The sequence below is a fragment of the Pseudoroseomonas ludipueritiae genome, assembly GCF_014490445.1.
Lineage (GTDB): Bacteria > Pseudomonadota > Alphaproteobacteria > Acetobacterales > Acetobacteraceae > Pseudoroseomonas > Pseudoroseomonas ludipueritiae.
In genome coordinates, this window is sequence record NZ_JACTUZ010000033.1 from 19,571 (window position 1) to 36,224 (window position 16,654).

16 protein-coding genes are annotated in these 16,654 nt (G+C 69.3%); 15 read left to right on the forward strand and 1 reads right to left on the reverse strand.

The genetic code is table 11. The annotated features are described in order from the left end of the window. The first annotated feature begins 133 nt into the window (after positions 1-133). The 15 genes from IBL25_RS10035 to IBL25_RS10105 all read left to right on the forward strand — a co-directional run bounded on the left by IBL25_RS10035 (position 134) and on the right by IBL25_RS10105 (position 15,302). A complete protein-coding gene (locus tag IBL25_RS10035) occupies positions 134-799 on the forward strand; it encodes a TetR/AcrR family transcriptional regulator (protein WP_367615592.1) in 666 nt (221 codons plus the stop codon). A gap of 116 nt (positions 800-915) precedes the next feature. Then, positions 916-2,184, forward strand: a complete 1,269-nt coding sequence (locus tag IBL25_RS10040) for an ABC transporter substrate-binding protein (RefSeq protein ID WP_187778410.1) — start codon at positions 916-918, stop codon at positions 2,182-2,184. Positions 2,185-2,241: 57 nt separating this feature from the next. After that, positions 2,242-3,144 carry a branched-chain amino acid ABC transporter permease gene (locus IBL25_RS10045; RefSeq protein WP_187778411.1) on the forward strand — a complete coding sequence of 301 codons (903 nt, stop codon included), beginning with the start codon at positions 2,242-2,244 and terminating at the stop codon, positions 3,142-3,144. Further along, on the forward strand, positions 3,141-4,109 hold the full coding sequence (locus IBL25_RS10050; protein WP_187778412.1) for a branched-chain amino acid ABC transporter permease: 969 nt from the start codon (positions 3,141-3,143) through the stop codon (positions 4,107-4,109). Before IBL25_RS10045 ends, IBL25_RS10050 begins: the two co-directional genes overlap by 4 nt. Next, positions 4,106-4,915: an SDR family NAD(P)-dependent oxidoreductase gene (locus IBL25_RS10055; RefSeq protein WP_187778413.1), complete on the forward strand. Its 810-nt coding sequence runs from the start codon at positions 4,106-4,108 to the stop codon at positions 4,913-4,915. Before IBL25_RS10050 ends, IBL25_RS10055 begins: the two co-directional genes overlap by 4 nt. Then, positions 4,912-5,682: an ABC transporter ATP-binding protein gene (locus IBL25_RS10060; protein ID WP_187778414.1), complete on the forward strand. Its 771-nt coding sequence runs from the start codon at positions 4,912-4,914 to the stop codon at positions 5,680-5,682. The genes IBL25_RS10055 and IBL25_RS10060 overlap by 4 nt, the downstream gene beginning before the upstream one ends. After that, on the forward strand, positions 5,679-6,395 hold the full coding sequence (locus IBL25_RS10065) for an ABC transporter ATP-binding protein (protein ID WP_187778415.1): 717 nt from the start codon (positions 5,679-5,681) through the stop codon (positions 6,393-6,395). Before IBL25_RS10060 ends, IBL25_RS10065 begins: the two co-directional genes overlap by 4 nt. A 7-nt stretch (positions 6,396-6,402) precedes the next feature. Continuing rightward, the gene (locus IBL25_RS10070; RefSeq protein WP_187778416.1) at positions 6,403-7,356 is read left to right on the forward strand and encodes a thiamine pyrophosphate-dependent dehydrogenase E1 component subunit alpha; all 954 of its coding nucleotides are present in this window, start codon (positions 6,403-6,405) and stop codon (positions 7,354-7,356) included. A gap of 3 nt (positions 7,357-7,359) precedes the next feature. Then, on the forward strand, positions 7,360-8,334 hold the full coding sequence (locus tag IBL25_RS10075; protein ID WP_187778417.1) for an alpha-ketoacid dehydrogenase subunit beta: 975 nt from the start codon (positions 7,360-7,362) through the stop codon (positions 8,332-8,334). Positions 8,335-8,343: 9 nt separating this feature from the next. Then, positions 8,344-9,129, forward strand: a complete 786-nt coding sequence (locus tag IBL25_RS10080) for an enoyl-CoA hydratase/isomerase family protein (RefSeq protein WP_187778418.1) — start codon at positions 8,344-8,346, stop codon at positions 9,127-9,129. Then, complete coding sequence (locus IBL25_RS10085) at positions 9,119-10,279, forward strand: dihydrolipoamide acetyltransferase family protein (protein WP_202986747.1); 1,161 nt, start codon at positions 9,119-9,121, stop codon at positions 10,277-10,279. Before IBL25_RS10080 ends, IBL25_RS10085 begins: the two co-directional genes overlap by 11 nt. A gap of 2 nt (positions 10,280-10,281) precedes the next feature. Next, positions 10,282-11,454, forward strand: a complete 1,173-nt coding sequence (locus IBL25_RS10090) for an acyl-CoA dehydrogenase family protein (RefSeq protein WP_187778419.1) — start codon at positions 10,282-10,284, stop codon at positions 11,452-11,454. 21 nt (positions 11,455-11,475) lie between these two features. Next, positions 11,476-12,987, forward strand: coding sequence for an AMP-binding protein (locus IBL25_RS10095; protein WP_187778420.1), 1,512 nt, complete (start codon positions 11,476-11,478; stop codon positions 12,985-12,987). 79 nt (positions 12,988-13,066) lie between these two features. Continuing rightward, on the forward strand, positions 13,067-13,861 hold the full coding sequence (locus IBL25_RS10100; protein ID WP_187778421.1) for an IclR family transcriptional regulator: 795 nt from the start codon (positions 13,067-13,069) through the stop codon (positions 13,859-13,861). 304 nt (positions 13,862-14,165) lie between these two features. Beyond that, on the forward strand, positions 14,166-15,302 hold the full coding sequence (locus IBL25_RS10105) for an acyl-CoA dehydrogenase family protein (RefSeq protein ID WP_187778422.1): 1,137 nt from the start codon (positions 14,166-14,168) through the stop codon (positions 15,300-15,302). Between the two features lie 150 nt (positions 15,303-15,452). Here the strand turns inward: IBL25_RS10105 and IBL25_RS10110 are convergent. Beyond that, positions 15,453-16,654: GDSL-type esterase/lipase family protein (locus IBL25_RS10110; protein ID WP_238940329.1), on the reverse strand; the 1,202-nt coding region annotated here is incomplete at its 5' end.

Consider the following 16,654-nt stretch of genomic DNA (forward strand, 5'->3'; position numbering starts at 1 on the left):
GGAGGCTTGACCCGGCCTGCCGGACCCGACATCCATGGAGGCCCTGGGGCAACCAGGCCCATCCTCCGGAGAGCCCCCTCCATGTCCAGTCGCCGTTCCGCGCGCATTGCCCATCACCATGGCGGAAGCCGGCGTGGCGGCCTCTGAGCGGCGGCGCCCGGCCGTGGCCGGCGGCAAGCGGCAGCAGAATACCGAGCGCATCCGCCGCGCGCTCTTCGATGCCGCGGCGCGGGTGGTGGGCGAGCTCGGCTATGCGGAGGCTTCCATCGCCCGCATCACCGAGGCCGCCGGCGTGGCCCAGGGCACCTTCTACAACTACTTCGCCTCCCGCCAGGACCTGCTCAACCAATTGCTGCCGGCGCTGGGGGAGGAGATGCTGGCGCATATCGCCGCCGAGGTACGCGGCATCTCCGGCGAGGTCGAGCGGGAGGAACGGCGCTTCGCGGCCTTTTTCGGCTTTTTGCAGCAGCGGCCGGCCTTCTTCCGCATCCTGAACGAGGCGGAACTTTTTGCCCCGCAGGGCTTCCGCCAGCATTTCGAGAATATCGCCGAGGGCTATCTGGCCGCGCTGCGCCATGCCCATGCGCGCGGCGCCCTGCCGGGTTTCACGGAGGAGGAGCTGGAGCCATTGGTGTTCCTCCTGATGGCCATGCGCAGCTACACCAGCATGCGCTACGCCTATACCGAGGGCGGCCAGGCCCGGCGCCCGCCCGATGCGCTCTGGAGCGCCTATGCCAAGCTGATGCGCCACGGCTTGGCCGGCACCGGCCCAGCGCCAGGCAAGCCACAAAAAAGATGAACCGCCGCTCATCTTTCTGATTGACGCTTCGGCGGCGCGGCACCTAGCCTTTCCGCACAACGGCGCCTCGAAGCGCCGGCTGCATCGGCGAAACGCCGTGCGGAAGGGAGAGAAGCATGTCGAAGACCGAACGGGGCGGCCCTGGCCGCCGCGGCCTCCTTGCCTTGCCCGTTGGCCTGGGCGCTGCTGCCATCACGGGATTTCCGATGATCGCCCGCGGGCAGGGGCGGCGCCCCATCCGCATCGGCATGCCCACCATCCTCTCCGGCCGCGTGGCGCAGCTCGGCATTTCCTCCCGCGACGCGGTGATGATGGAGGTGGAGAAGTTCAACGCCGAGGGCGGGCTGGACGGACGGCCGATCGAGGTGATCGTGCGCGACAGCCGTGGCGTTCCGGCGGAAGCGGCGCGCCTGGCGCGCGAGATGATCAGCGAGGGCGTCGACATCCTCTTCGACGGCGAGCCCTCCTCCGGCGGCTTCGCGGTGCATGAGGTGGTGCGCGAGACCGGCACCCTGACGCTGCACATCAACACCGAAACCTCCTCCATGAGCGCCGACCCGAAGCAGCGCTTCTGGAACGCCTTCCGCGTCGCGCGCCAGGGCATCCATGATTCCATCGCGGGCGGCGTCTATGCGGCTGAGATCGTCAAGGCGAAGAACCTGCGGCGCTGGATGACGGTCTCGCCCGACTATGCCTATGGGCGCGACACCACGGCCGAGTTCATCGAATACCTCAAGTATTTCACGCCGGACGTACAGGTGGTGGGCGAGACCTGGCCCAAGCTCTTCCAGCCGGATTACACGGAGAATGTGACGCGCCTCGCCCAGGGCCGGCCGCAGGCGGTCTATTCCTGCCTCTGGGCAGGCGACCTCGTGGCCTTCGTGGAGCAGGCGGCGCTCTACGGCCTCTTCAGCCAGGCCGAGTATTTCGCGGTCAACATGGCCGACTACACCACGCTGAAGCAGATCAAGCAGCTTCCGCGCGGCGTGCATTCCGGCAACCGCTATCTCTCCAGCTACCCGCCGCAGCCGTCCAATGCCGCCTTCGGCCGGGACTACAGCAAGCGCTACAACAATACCTATCCCACCAACTGGTCCTGGCAATCCGCGACGGCCGTGCACCTGACCATCGCCGCGCTGAGGAAGGTGGGCGGCACCGACCCGCGCAAGCTGGCCGAGGCGCTGCGCGGCCTGACCATCGACAGCCCCTTCGGCGCGGATGGCAAGGTGACGATGCGGGCCGAGGACCAGACGCTGGTCGGCTATGCCATCGGCTGGGGCACGACCATCCCGGCCGAGCCCTATGTGAACGGCATCAAGACCGCCGACTGGAACCAGATCACGCAGCTCGAACAGGAATGGAAGAAGGGCAAGGGCTGGGCCTGACCTTTCCCCGGGGCCCCGCGCGGCGCGGCCCCGCCCTTCCTGCCTGGAGCCTGCTTCATGGATCTCGGTGAACTCGCGGCCTGCGTCGGCTCCATGTCCTGCGTCGTGACGCAGGTCTCGGCCGGCCTCACCATCGGCCTGCTTCTGTTTCTGGTGGCCTCCGGCCTCACGCTGATCTTCGGCGTGCTGGGGCTGGTGAACTTCGCCCATGGCACGCTCTACATGCTGGGCGCCTATTTCGCGCTCTCCGCCTATGCCGTGACGGAAAGCTTCGTGGTGGCGACCGTGGCCGGCACGCTCGGCGTCGCGGTGCTGGGCCTCGCCATGGAGCGCACGCTCTTCCGCCGCATCTATGGCGCCGATGTGCTGATGCAGCTCCTGGTCTGCTACGCCGTCATCCTGATCGTGGATGACGTGGTCAAGATCATCTGGGGCGGTGACTTCCTGAAGATGGACATGCCGGAAGCCTTCCGGCGGCCGCCCATGCTGATCGGCGGCGGCATCGTGCCGCTCTTCTACCTCGTGCTCTTCATCGTCACCCTGGCCGTGGCGGCGCTGCTGGCCCTGGGGATGAGCCGGACGCGCTGCGGCCGCACCATCCGCGCCGCCGCGGTCAATCCCACCATGGTCGCCTCGCTCGGGGTGAATACCAGCATGGTCTTCGCCGTGGTCTTCGCCGTCGGCGCGGGTTTGGCGGGGCTGGCGGGGGCGCTTTCGGCCCCTATCCGCTCCGTGGTGCCCGGTGCCGGTGTCTCGATCCTGATCGAGAGCTTCATTGTCACTGTCATCGGCGGCATGGGCTCCATCGGCGGTGCGCTGGTGGCGGCCTTGCTGATCGGCCTCACCCGCTCCTTCGGCTCCATCGGTTTCCCGCTCTTCACCGAGGGCCTGATGTTCGTGATGATGGCCGTCATCCTGCTGGTGAAGCCCAGCGGCCTGGCCGGGAAGCGCCTGTCATGAAGCTCTTTTCTGGCTGGCGCGGCGACGCGCTGATCGCGCTGGGCGCGCTGGTCCTTACGGCGCTGCTGGTGCTGGGCCTCGGCTCCAATGGGCTGGTGGATTTCACCATCCGCTTCGGCATCTTCGGCTTGCTGGTGCTGTCGCTGAACCTGCTGATCGGCACCTCCGGCCTTGTCTCCTTCGGCCATGCGGCCTTCTTCGGCAGCGGCGCCTATGCCTTCGGGCTGCTGATGCAATCAGGCGGCTGGTCGGTGCCCGCCGCCATCCTGGCGTCGCTCGCCGGCAGCGCGCTGCTGGCCCTGGTGATCGGCGCGCTCTGCGTGCGGCTTTCCGAGATCTACTTCGCCTTCCTCACCCTTGCCTTCCAGATGCTGATCCATTCCATGATCATCTCCTGGGTCTCGCTCACCGGCGGCGACCAGGGGCTGATGGGCGGCGTGCCGAAGCCGCCCTTCCTGGGCATCGAGCTGGCCCGTCCGCAGCACCTGGCACTCTTCGCCGCCGGTTGCCTCGCCATCTCGGCGGTGCTGCTGCGGCAGGTCATCCGCTCGCCCTTCGGCGCCGCCCTGCGGATGCTGCGGGACAACCCGCAGCGCGCCGCCTTCCTGGGACTTTCCGTCTTCCGCTACCGGCTCGGCGCCTTCGTCATCGCCGGCACCTTCGCGGGCCTCTCTGGTGTGCTGATGTCCCTCTACGTCTCCGGCGCCTTCCCGACCTTCCTCTACTGGACCACCTCGGGCGAGGCGCTGTTCATGATCATGCTCGGCGGCATCGGCACCTTCCTGGGGCCGCTGGTGGGCGCGGCGGCTTTCCTCTTCATCAGCGACCGCATCACCTCCTTCACCGAGCATCACGGGCTCTTCTTCGGCGCGGTGCTGCTGCTGCTCGTCCTTGGCCTGCGCAAGGGCATGCTGGACTGGGCAGTGGAGGCCTGGCGCAGCCGGCGTGAAAGGCAAAAGGCATGAGCACGAATCTCTTCACCGGCCGCGTCGCGGCGGTCACCGGCGGTGCCAGCGGCATCGGCGCGGCCTGCTGCCGCCTGCTGGCGGAGCGCGGCGCCCGTGTGGCGGTGCTGGATGTCGACATGGCCCGCGCCACGGCGCTGGCACAGGAACTGGGCGGGCAGCCCTTCGCGCTGGATGTCGCGCGGCTGGAAGCCAATGAAACCGTCGCGGCGGAAGTGGAGGCGGCGCTCGGCCCGGTCGAGATCCTCGTCACCTGCGCCGGCGTGCTGCAACGCCCCCTGCGCCCCGAGGCGCTGGACGAGGCGGAGGTGGAGCGCGTCATTCGCGTGGACCAGATCGGCACCTGGAATTCCTCGGTCGCCTTCGGGCGCCGCATGGCGCTGCGCGGGCGGGGTTCCATCGTCACCATCGCCTCCATCGCCGGCATCCGGTCCATGCCGCTGCATGCCTATTCCCCGGCCAAGGCCGCCGTCATCGAGATGACGCGCTGCCTCGCCGCCGAATGGGGCCGCTCCGGCGTGCGGATCAATGCCGTCTCGCCTGGCTATACGCGCACCCAGGGCCTGCAGGCCGAGATCGACCGTGGCGAGCGCGATGTCTCGCGGCTGGAGGAGACCAGCGCCCTTGGCCGCATGGTGCTGCCGGAGGATATCGCCGAGGCCGTCTGCTTCCTGGCCTCCGATGCCGCCGGGGCCATCACCGGCATCAACCTGCCGGTGGATGCCGGCTGGCTCGTCGCTGGTTCCTGGGCCAGCTATGGCGGGCTGCCGGGCGCGCGCGGCAATGCCGAAAGGGGCGGGACGTGAGGGGCGGCGCGCTCTCCCTACAGGGGCTGCGCCGTAGTTTCGGCGGCATCGTCGCCACCAATGACGTGTCGCTGGATTTCGCCGCCGGCTCCCTTTCCGCCATCATCGGCCCGAATGGCGCGGGCAAGACCACGCTGTTTCACCTCATCACCGGCATGATCCCGCCCAGTGCCGGCCGCGTCTTCCTGGATGGCCAGGACATCACGGGGCTGGACCGGCAGGCCATTGTCCGGCGCGGCATCGGCCGGGCCTTCCAGGTCGCCAGCCTCTTCCCAAGCTTCACCGTGGCGGAAAGCCTCGCCGCCGCCATCCTGACGCATGAGGGCCGCACGGCGAATCTTTTCCGCGCCTTTCCGCCCCGGGATGCCGCCGCGCGGGCGGAGGAGGTGATGGAACTGTGCGGGCTGCGCCCGCTGGCGGATACGGTCTCGCGCCAGCTTTCGCACGGCGACCAGAAGCTGCTCGACATCGCGCTGGCTCTCGCGCTCGATCCCAAGGTGCTGCTGCTGGACGAGCCCACCGCCGGCATGGGGCCGGAGGAACGCTGGCGCATGATCGACCGCATCCACCGCCTCTGGCAGGCGCGGCGCATGACGCTGATCTTCATCGAGCACGACATGGACATCGTCTTCCGCATCGCCGAGACCGTGCGCGTGCTGCGCTACGGCACCGTGCTGGCCCAGGGCACGCCGGAAGAGATCCGCCGCGACCCGGCCGTGATCGAGGCCTATCTCGGCAGCGAGCATGCGCTGGAGGCGGCGCCATGAGCGCGCCGATGGAACTCGCAGTGGAGGGGCTGGATGCCGCCTATGGCGCCAGCCAGGTGCTGTTTGGCGTGTCCTTCGAGGTCGGGCGCGGCGAGACGCTGGCGCTGATGGGCCGCAACGGCGCCGGCAAGAGCACCACCTTCAAGGCCATCGCCGGCGTGCTGCCGCCGCGCGCCGGCCGCGTCAGCCTGCGGGGCGAGGATGTGGCCGGCCGCAAGCCCTATCGCGTCGCGCGCGCCGGCATCGCCTATGTGCCGGAGGACCGCCAGGTCTTCCCCGAGCATACGGTGGAGGAGAACCTGGAGATCGCGCAGAAAAGCGGGCCGGACGGCAAGACCGGCTGGACCGTCGCCCGCGCTTTCGAGAGTTTTCCGCTGCTGGTGCCGCTGCGGCGCCGCATGGCCGGCCGGCTTTCGGGCGGCGAGCAGCAGATGCTCACCATCGCCCGGGCGCTGATGGGCAACCCCGCCGTGCTGCTGCTGGACGAACCTTCCGAGGGGCTGGCGCCGCTGATCGTGGCGGAGATCGGCCGGCTGATCCGCGAACTGCGCGCGGCGGGCACCACCATCATCCTGGCGGAGCAGAACAGCCGCTTCTGCCTCGCCGTCGCCACCCGCGTGGCCGTGATCGACAAGGGCAGCATCGTCTGGCGCGGCGACGTGGCGCAGTTCCACGCCGACCCCACGGTGCAGAGCCGCTACCTGCAGGTGTAGATTGCTGATGACCGAAGGGCTTTCCCTGTTCCGCACCATGCTGACCATCCGGGAAGCGGAACTGGCGCTGGCGCGCCTCTTCGCGGATGGCGAGGTGCCGGGCTTCATCCATCTCTCCGTGGGGCAGGAAGGCGTGGCGGCCGGTGTCTGCGCCGCGCTGGGCGCGCGGGACAGCCTGGCCTCCACGCATCGCGGGCATGGCCATGCCATCGCGCGTGGCATCGCGCTGGATGGCTTCTTCGCCGAGGTGATGGGCAAGGCCAGCGGCATCTGCCGGGGGCGGGGCGGCTCTATGCATGTGGCGGACCTCGCGCGCGGCATGCTGGGCGCCAACGGCATCGTGGGGGCAGGGGTGCCCATCGCGCTGGGCGCCGCGCTGGCGCACCACACGCGGCAGGATGGCGGCGTGGCCGTGGCCTTCTTCGGCGATGGCGCCCTGGCCGAAGGCGCCATGCATGAGAGCATGAATGTCGCGGCCCTGTGGCGGCTGCCGCTGCTGCTGGTCTGCGAGAACAATGGTTGGGCGGAGTTCAGCCGCACCGACACGCAGGTCGCGGCGCGGCTTTCCGCCCTGGCGGCGGCCTTCGGCATCCCGCACCGGGAGGTGGATGGCAATGATGTCTTCGCCGTGGCCGAGGCGGCGGCCGGGGCGGTGGAGGCGCTGCGGCGCGGGGAGGGGCCCTTTCTGCTGGAGGCGCGCACCCGGCGCTGGCGCGGCCATTACGAGGGCGACCCGCAGCGCTACCGCGACCCCGCCGAGACGGCGGAAGCATCCGGCCACGACCCCATCGCCCGCGCCCGCGCGCGGCTGTTGGCGAAAGGCACCGGGGAAGCCGGGCTGGAGGCACTGGAAGAGGCGGTGCGGGAGGCCGTGCTGGCCGCCGTCGCCGCCGGGCGTGCGGCGCCCGAGGCGGATTGGGCCGAGGCGCGCCACGGCGCCTATGCGGCGGCGGAGGCCTGAGCCATGCCAGAGATCCGTTATGTCCAGGCCATCAACCGCGCCCTGGCCGATGCCATGCGGGAGGATGCCAGCGTCATCCTGCTGGGCGAGGATATCGGCGCCGCCGGCGGCCCCTTCGGCGCCACGCGCGGCCTGCGGGAGCGTTTCGGCGCCGAGCGCGTGCGGGACACGCCCATCGCCGAGGCGGCGCTGACCGGCGCGGCCGTCGGCGCCGCGCTCACAGGCCTGCGCCCGGTGGCCGAGATCATGTTCATGGACTTCGTCACCCTGGCCATGGATGCACTGGTCAACCAGGCGGCCAAGGCGCGCTTCATGTTCGGAGGCCAGCGCGGCGTGCCGATGGTGCTGCGCACGCCGCATGGCGGCGGCGTCTCTGCCGGGCCGCAGCATTCGCAATGCCTGGAGGCCTGGTTCTGCCATATCCCCGGGCTGAAGGTGGTCTGCCCCGCTACGCCCGCCGATGCCTATGCCCTGCTGCGCGCCGCCATCGCCGACCCCGACCCGGTCGTGATGGTGGAGCACAAGGGCCTCTACGCCATCAAGGGCGAGGTGGCGGAGGCGCCGGAGCCGGTGCCGATCGGCCGCGCCCGCATCGCCCGACCGGGACGGGATGCCACGATCGTCTGCTACGGCGCGGCAGTGCACTGGGCGCTGGAGGCGGCCCAGAACCTCGCCGCCGAGGGCGTGGAGGCGGAGGTGCTGGACCTCCGCTCGCTCCAGCCCTGGGATGAGGCGGCGGTGCTGGAGAGCCTCTCGCGCACCCACCGCCTCGTCATCGCGCATGAGGCGGTGGAAGCCTTCGGCGTCGGCGCCGAGATCGCGGCGCGCATGGCTGATATCGGCTTCGACGAGCTGGACGGGCCTATCCTGCGCGTCGCCGCCCCCTTCACCCCCGTGCCCTTCGCCAAGCCGCTGGAAGCCGCCTGGCGCCCTGACGCTGCCTGCATTGCCGAGGCCGTGCGGCGCACCCTGGCATAGGAGCCAAGCATGGCCGAGCCATCCATCCTCTCCGAAACCCGTGGCGCCGTGGCGCTGCTCACCGTCAACCGCGCTGCCGCGCTGAATGCGCTGGACCTGCCGACGCTCGCCGCCTTCCAGACCGCCTTCGCCGCTGCCGAGGCGGCGCCGGAGGTGCGCGTCATCGTCATCACCGGGGCGGGCGAGAAGGCCTTCGTGGCCGGCGGCGATATCCGCGACCTGGAAAGCCGCCAGGGCCTGCCGCATTACCTGGAACTGGGGGAGGCGCTGCACCGGACCTTCAACCGGGTGGAAGCCTGCGACAAGCCCACGATTGCAGCGGTGAATGGCTTCGCGCTTGGTGGCGGCACGGAACTTCTGCTCTGCACCGATATCCGCCTGCTGGCGGAGACGGCGCGGCTGGGCCTGCCGGAGATCAACCTCGGGCTCTTTCCCGGCGCCGGCGGCAGCCAGCGCCTGATGCGGCAGGTCGCGCCCTGCCGCGCGCGGGAGATGATGTTCACCGGGGACCAGATTACCGCCGCCGAGGCCGTGGCGCTGGGCCTCGCCAACCGCACAGTGCCGAAGGCCGACCTACTGGCCGAGGCCATGGCATTGGCGGAACGTATCGCCACCAAGTCCCCGCTGGTGCTGAAGCTGCTGAAGCGCACGCTGCGGCAGGGGATGGAGATGCCGCTGCCGCAGGCGCTGGCGCATGAGCATGCGATGATCGGCCTGGTGCTCGACAGCGCCGATGCGCATGAAGGATGCCGCGCCTTCGCCGAGAAGCGCGCGGCGAGCTTCCGTGGGTGCTGAGCCGGTGCCCGCCCTTTCCGACATCCTCATGCCCAAGCTGGGCCTGACCATGACGGAAGGACTGCTGGCGGAATGGCGCGTGCAGCCCGGCGACGCGGTGCGCCAAGGCGACATTCTCTTTGTTGTCGAAACCGACAAGATCGCCACCGAAATTGAGGCGGCGGGCGACGGCGAGATCCGCCACAGGCTGGTGGAGGCGGGTGAGACGGTGCCCGTCGGCACGCCCGTCGCGCGCTGGACCGGCGAGGCGCCGGAAGCCGGTGAGGAAAGAGCCACGCCGCCGCCGCCGCGCGTGAAGGCCACGCCCCTGGCACGCCGCATGGCGCGGGCAGGGGGGCTGGACCTCGCGGCCATCAAGGGCAGCGGCCCCGGCCAGCGCATCAAGGCCGCCGATGTGGCGCGGGTGCTTGCCTCGCGGCCGGAGGAGGCGCCGCGCGCCGCTCCGGCCGGGGAAGCCATGGCACTGGACCGCGTGCGCCTGACCGCCGCGCGGCGCCTCGCGGAAGCCAAGCGGGAGATCCCCCATTTTTATGTCGGCGCGGCGGCCGAGGTCTCGCGCCTGCTGGCCCTGCGCGATGAGCTGAACGCGCATCCAGGCGCTGCCCGCGTCACGCTGACCCATGCGGTGGTTGCCGCCGCCGGCCGGGCGCTGCTGGAAGAGCCCGACCTGAACCGCGTCTGGGCCGAAGATTCCTGGGTGCAACTGGAGAATCCGGATGTCGGCGTCGCCATCGACACGCCGCGCGGCCTTTTCGCGCCCGTGCTGGCGGATGCCGGGCACTGGCCGCTGGATGTTGTCGCCAGCCGCATGAACGCCATGGTCGCGCGGGCGCGCGAAGGCCGGCTGGCGCATGGCGAGATGAGCGGCGGCGCCATCACTGTTTCCAATGTCGGCATGCATGGCGCGCGCTTCCTGGTGCCCATCGTCAATCCCGGCCAGTCCATGATCCTTGGCGTCGGCGCGGTGGAATCCCTGTTCCGGCCGGACCCGGAAGGGCGCCCCGCGCTGCGGCGGGAGCTGACGCTGGTGCTGGCCGCCGATCATCGTGTGCTGGATGGCGCTGCCGCCGCCGGATTCCTGGCCCGGATCGTGGCCAATCTCGAGCAGCCCCTCCGGCTCCTGAGAACCCCTGTCGAGGGAAAGAACTGACCATGGATTTCCAGCTTTCGGACGAGCAGCGCATGCTCGTGGAAACCGCGCGAAAGGTCGGTGAGCGTTTCGGGCCCGAATACTGGCGCGAGCTGGATGCCCGCAAAGCCTATCCTGCCGAGGCCTGGCAGGCCATCTGCGAGGCTGGGCTCTGCGGCATTGCCCTGCCGGAGGAACATGGCGGCTCCGGCCTCGGCATGCTGGAGATGGCCCTGGCCATCGAGGCGCTGACCGCCGCCGGCGCCGGCGCGACGCTGGCGCAGATGTTCATGCTCAACCCCATCTTCGGCGGCGTCAGCATCGCACGCTGCGGCACCGAGGCGCAGCAGCGGGCGCTGCTGCCGGGGCTGGTCAGCAGCGAGGTCACCTTCTGCATGGCGCTGACCGAGCCCGATGCCGGCACCAACAGCCTGGAGATCCGCAGCTTCGCACGGCGGGATGGCGAGGGCTGGCGCCTTTCCGGCCGCAAGGTCTGGATCACCGCCGTGCCGCAGGCGAAGAAGATGCTGGTGGTGGCGCGCACCCGGAAGATCGAGGAGGTGAAGCGCAAGACCGAAGGCATCTCGCTCTTCCTGATCGATGTGGAGCGGGAAGGGCTGTCGCACACGCCCATCGACAAGCTGGGCACGAACACGCTGCCTTCCTCCTCCATCTTCTTCGATGATGTCCATATCCGCCAGGATGAGCTGCTGGGCGAGGAGCACCAGGGCTGGCCCGGCCTGCTGGAGGTGCTGAATACCGAGCGCATCGTGACCACCGCGGGGCTGATCGGCACGGTGGACCTCGCCCTGCGGCTGGCCGTGGAATACGGCACGGACCGCAAGGTCTTCGGCGGCAGGCCCATCGCCAGCTACCAGGGCATCCAGTTCCCGTTGGCCCAGGCGCATGCGATCTCGGAATGCGCGCGGCTGATGAACTACAAGGCCGCCACCCTCTGCGACCTCGGCCAGCCTTATGGGGCCGAGGCCAACCGGGCCAAGCTGCTGGCCGCCCAGGCCGCCGCCCTGGCGACGGAACGCGCCATGCAGACCATGGGCGGCATGGGCTATGCCAAGGAATTCCACGCGGAGCGCCTGTGGCGGGATGCGCGCCTCTTCCGCTTCGCCCCGGTTTCCGAGGAAATGGTGCTGAACTTCATCGCCCAGCACGACCTGGGCATGCCGCGCAGCTACTGAAGCGGGGAGGGGGGCGCCGGTATGCAGAACCTCTCGGCCTTCGTGGGCTTCCACGCGCGCCGCACGCCCGATCGGACGGCCATCCTCTACCGCGGCCAGCGGATCACCTATGCGGCGCTGGATGAGCGCACGGCCCGCTTCGCCGCCCTGCTGGCGGGGCGCGGCATCGGCGCTGGCGATGTGGTGGCCGCCTTCATGAAGAATTCCACCGCCACGGTGGAACTGGCCATCGCGGTCAGCCGCCTTGGCGCGGTCTTCCTGCCGGTCAATTTCCGCCTCGCCGCCGACGAGGTGGCCTATATCGCGGGGAATGCCGGCGTCCGGCTGCTGGTGGCGGATGAGGAATTCGCCGCTGTGGTCCAGGGTCTTCCCGAAGTGCTGCTGCTGGACGAGGCGGCGCAGTCGGACCCCGCGCGCCTCGCGCCGCCCGGCGCGCGGGCGCCCATGGCGCGGCGGACGGAAGAGGACCTTTTCCGCCTGATGTATACCTCCGGCACCACCGACCGGCCCAAGGGGGTGATGCACAGCTACGGCAATTTCTACTGGAAATGCATGGAGCATGTGATCGCCCTGGGCCTGACGGCGCAGGACCGGCTGCTGGTGACCGGGCCGCTCTACCATGTCGGTGCCTTCGACCTGCCGGGCCTGGCGGTGCTCTGGGTGGGCGGTTCGCTCTGCATCCTGCGGGAATTCGAGCCGGCGGCGGTGATCCGGGCCATTGCCGGGGAGCAACTGACCGGCGCGTGGCTGGCGCCCGTCATGCTGCTGCGCGTGCTGGAACACGGCAACCCGGAAGGGCTCGACCTTTCCTCCCTGCGCTGGGTGGTCGGCGGGGGGGAGCGGACGCCGGAAGGCCGCATCCGCGCCTTCCGCGACCTTTTCCCCGCCGGCCGCTACGTCGATGCCTATGGCCTGACGGAAACCGGCTCCGGCGACACCATGATGGAAGCAGGCTACGAGATCACGAAGATCGGCTCCACCGGCCGGGCCACCCCGCATGTGGAGATCACCATCCGCGACGATGCCGGCCAGGTCCTGCCGGCCGGGCGGGAAGGCGAGGTGTGCCTGCGCGGGCCCAAGGTCTTCAAGGGCTATTGGCGGGACCCTGCGAAGACGGCGGCGAGCTTCCACCCGGATGGCTGGTTCCGCAGCGGGGATGTGGGCTACCTCGATGCCGATGGCTTCCTGTTCCTGACCGACCGGCGCAAGGACCTCATCATTTCCGGCGGCGAGAATATCGCCAGTTCCGAGATCGAGCGCGTGGTCTATGCGCTGCCGCAGGTCAATGAGGTCGCCGTGGTCGGCGTGCCGGACCCGCGATGGGGCGAGAAGCCGGTGGCCGTGGTGGTGCTGCGCGAGGATGCGGCGCTGGACCTGCCGACGCTGCAACAGCATTGCCGGGGCCATCTCGCCGGGTTCAAGGTGCCCAAGGATCTCGTGCTGATGGAGGCGCTGCCCCGCAACCCCTCCGGCAAGGTCCTGAAGCGGGTGCTGCGCGAGACCCTGTCGGGGCGCGAGCCGGCGCCGGGATAGCTTCCGCCAAGCGCGGCGATTGACGCCTGGTTTCGAAAGGGTATTCTCTGAAGAGAATAACTTAAGGCATCGTAGGGTCATGAGCGAGGCAACGCCCGGCAAGCTGGTGGGCGCCGTGGTCAGCGGCTTCAAGGTGGTGCGGCATCTGGCGCGCGCCAGGGGCGGGATGGGCGTGAACCAGATCGCGCGGGAGACCGACATCAATCCCAGCACCTGCTTCAATATCCTGAAGACCCTGGTGCATGAGCGTGTCGTGACCTTCGACCCCGCCCGCAAGACCTATGCGATCGGCCTCGGCTTCGTGGAGATCGCGAAGGGCTCGCTGGAGAAGGCCAGCTTCGCCCGCCTGGCCCGGCCCCACCTGGATGCCATCGCCACCTCCTTCAACGTCACCGTCACGGCCTGGCAGCGGACGGGCGACGACCGGATGGTGCTGGTGGAACGCGCCGACAATGACGCGGCGACCCGCGTGCACATGAACCTCGGCCAGCGGCTGCCCCTGCTGATCGGCGCCTTCGGCCGCTGCATGGCCGTCTATGACCCGCGGCCCGAGGCGGAGCTGCGGGAAGCCTTCTCCACCCTGCGCTGGCAGGACCCGCCCTCCTTCGAAGCCTGGCTGCAGGAAGTCCAGGCGGCGCAGCGCATGGGCTATGCCATTGATGCCGACCGCTATGTACGCGGCGTCACCACAGTGGCCTCCCCGGTGCTGGAGGCGGAGAAGCGGCCCGTCATGGCGATCAGCGCCGTGGGCTTCAGCGCCCAGTTCACGCCGGTCAGCCTGACCGGGCTCGCCGCCGCCGTGAAGGAATGCGCCGATGCTTTGAGCCTGGCCATTGCCGGCGAGGCGCCGCCCGTCCAGCAGCGCATCGCCTAGCAGCGCGGCAGGCTCCCGGCTCTTTTTTCCCGCACCGCCACGCCCGGTCTGGCAGAGGGCGTTTGACAAGCCCTGCTCCTGCTCATAGCCTGCTCAGAAGAGAATAAAATTCTGTATCGAGAATCTTCTCGATATGGGCAGGAGGAAGCAGCGGTGGGTGCGGAGGCACATGGATGGCTTGGCCGTCCAGCAGCCATGACCTGTGGAATCCATGCATCCCGGACCATGGCCGGGCCGGCGGCCGGCCGCTGCCTGCCCCCTGGCCAGGCCAATCCCTTCATCTCGTCCAACCCGTGAGGCCCGCATGGATTTCACCTTCACCCCGGAACAGGAAGCGCTGCGGGACACGGTGCGCCGCTTCGCCGAAGCCGAGATGGCCCCGCTGGTCCATGCCGCCGAGGAGGAAGAACGCTTCCCCAGGGAATTGTTCCGGCGCTTCGGTGAGCTTGGCCTGATCGGCGTGCGCTACCCGGCCGAGGATGGCGGCTCGGGCTTCGACAAGATCTCGGACTGCATCCTGCGGGAGGAGATGTCGCGCGTCTGCCAGTCCTTCGCTTCTTCCTGGTCCGGCCACAGCCATCTGGCCATCTGGCCGATCTGGAAAGCAGGTACGGCCGAACAGAAGGAACGCTTCTTTCAGCCGGCCTTGCAGGGGGAGAAGATCGCAGGCTTCGCGCTGTCGGAGCCGGATGGCGGGTCGGATATCCGTTCCCTGCGGACGCGGGCGGAGAAGGTGCCCGGCGGGTGGCGGCTCAAGGGCTCGAAGCTCTATATCACCAATGCGCCCATCGCCGATTTCGTGACCCTCGCCGCCCGCACGTCGCCGGAGTTGACGCCGGAAGCCGTCAGCCTCTTCCTGGTCGAGTTGCCGAACCCGGGCATCGCCATCAGCAGCCTGAAGAAGGAAGGCATCCGGGGCTCGGAGACGGGCCTGCTGATGATCGACGATGCCTTCGTGCCGGATGATGCGCTGCTCGGCGGGCAAACCGGCACCTATCCGATCATTCTCGAGAGCCTTTCGGAAAACCGCGTCGGCGTGGCGGCCAATGCGCTCGGCATGGCGCGGGCGGCGCTGGAGGCCGCGCTCGACTACGCCTCCACCCGGCAGGTGCGGGGGCGGCCGATCAGCCAGTACCAGGCCATCGCGCACAAGCTGGCCGACATGGCGGCGGATGTGGAGGCCGCGCGCTGGCTGGTCTACTACGGCGCCTGGCGCGTGGACCAGGGCACGCTGGACATGGCCACGGCGGCGAAAGTGAAATTGGTGGCCACCGAATGCGCCCTGCGGGTCTCCGAGGCCGCCATCCGCATCCATGGCGGCGCCGGGATCATGCGGGAATATCCCGTGGGCCGCATCCATCGCGATGCGCTGGTCTATGTCATCGGTGAGGGTACCTCGGAGGTCCAGCGCAACCTCATCGCCCGCGGGCTGGGGCTGTAAGCCTGCCCAGCCAGCGGCAGGGGTTGGCTGCGCGCCTTGCCGCCACGGCCCGCGCCGGCACGACATGCCGGCCGCCGCCTGCGCCGGCATCCGGAGGGCGGCAGCCCCGGCCGGCACGATCCGCCCACCCCGCGGGTCCGGAAGATGGCCTCAGGCGAACCAGACATTGCTGTCACCGAGCGTGCCGGTGAAGCCCGCCAGCGTGATCTTCAGGTCAAAGCCGAGCCGGTGCAGATCGATGACCGTGTCGCTTCCCTGATGGCTGACCTGTGCCGCGATGCTCGCGAAGCCGGTGAGGCCGGTGAAGTTCAGGAAGACCAGCGCGTCGCTCTCGGCCGCGCTGAAATCGGCCACGGTGACGGCGCCGGCCTTGGGCTCGAAGGCGAACTGGTCATAGCCTGAGCCGCCCACCAGCGTATCGGTGCCGCCGCCGCCCAGCAGCCGGTCGTTGCCGTCGCCGCCGCTCAGGAGGTTCGGGCCGGAATCGCCGATCAGCAGGTCGTTGAAGGCGCTGCCCACCACATCGCGCACCGCGGAACCGATCGGCTGCGCGTCTCCGCCCGGCGTGCCGCCCTGGGCCGGCTGCGTCGCGAGGATGGCGTCGTGCCAGTTCCTCGCCATCTTGGCATAGCCGATGTCATCGGGGTGCTTGCCATCGTAGAGGTCGGCCAGGGTGATATTGTCCATCGACACCAGGCTGACATTGAGCCCGGCGGCGATTGCCTGCGCGACCGTCAGCGTGATGGCTTCGTTGACCTCGAAGACCTTGTTCGGATTGGCATGCTGTTCGGTGATGGGCGTCAGCGTCGCGACATAGACATGGACCAGCGGGTCCGCCTGGGCGATGGCGTCCAGGATGTTCCGCATCTCCTGGCCGATGGTCACCTCCGGCGACACTTCCTGCGTGATGTCGTTGAGGCCGGCCAGCAGCAGCACGGCAGCCGGCGCACCGCTGGCGGTGACATCCGACAGCATCTGCATGACCTCATCGACATGCGGCAGAAGCTGATCCGCCCTCGCGCCCGGATATCCCGCATGATTCGGGTTCGGCAGCCTGACCGTGCCGGAGTCATCGGGGCCGATGAAGTCGACCAGCATGTGCTGCGCGGCGAAATCCCACCACAAGGGGTTTCGGTAGCCGTCGGAATCCCCGCGGTTGCCGAGGTCGTCCTGCGGGCCCCAACCATAGGTCACGGAATCGCCGAAGGGGACGATGGCCATGGGGTGGCTCCACTCGCGGGCCGTCAGATCGGCGACGACGCCCCGGCTGGCGCTATCCAGGTTCAGCATCCCAGGGTCGTCCGCCCCCTGGATGGAGATGGTGAGGGTGGAGGAGACGAGGAGTTCGGTGG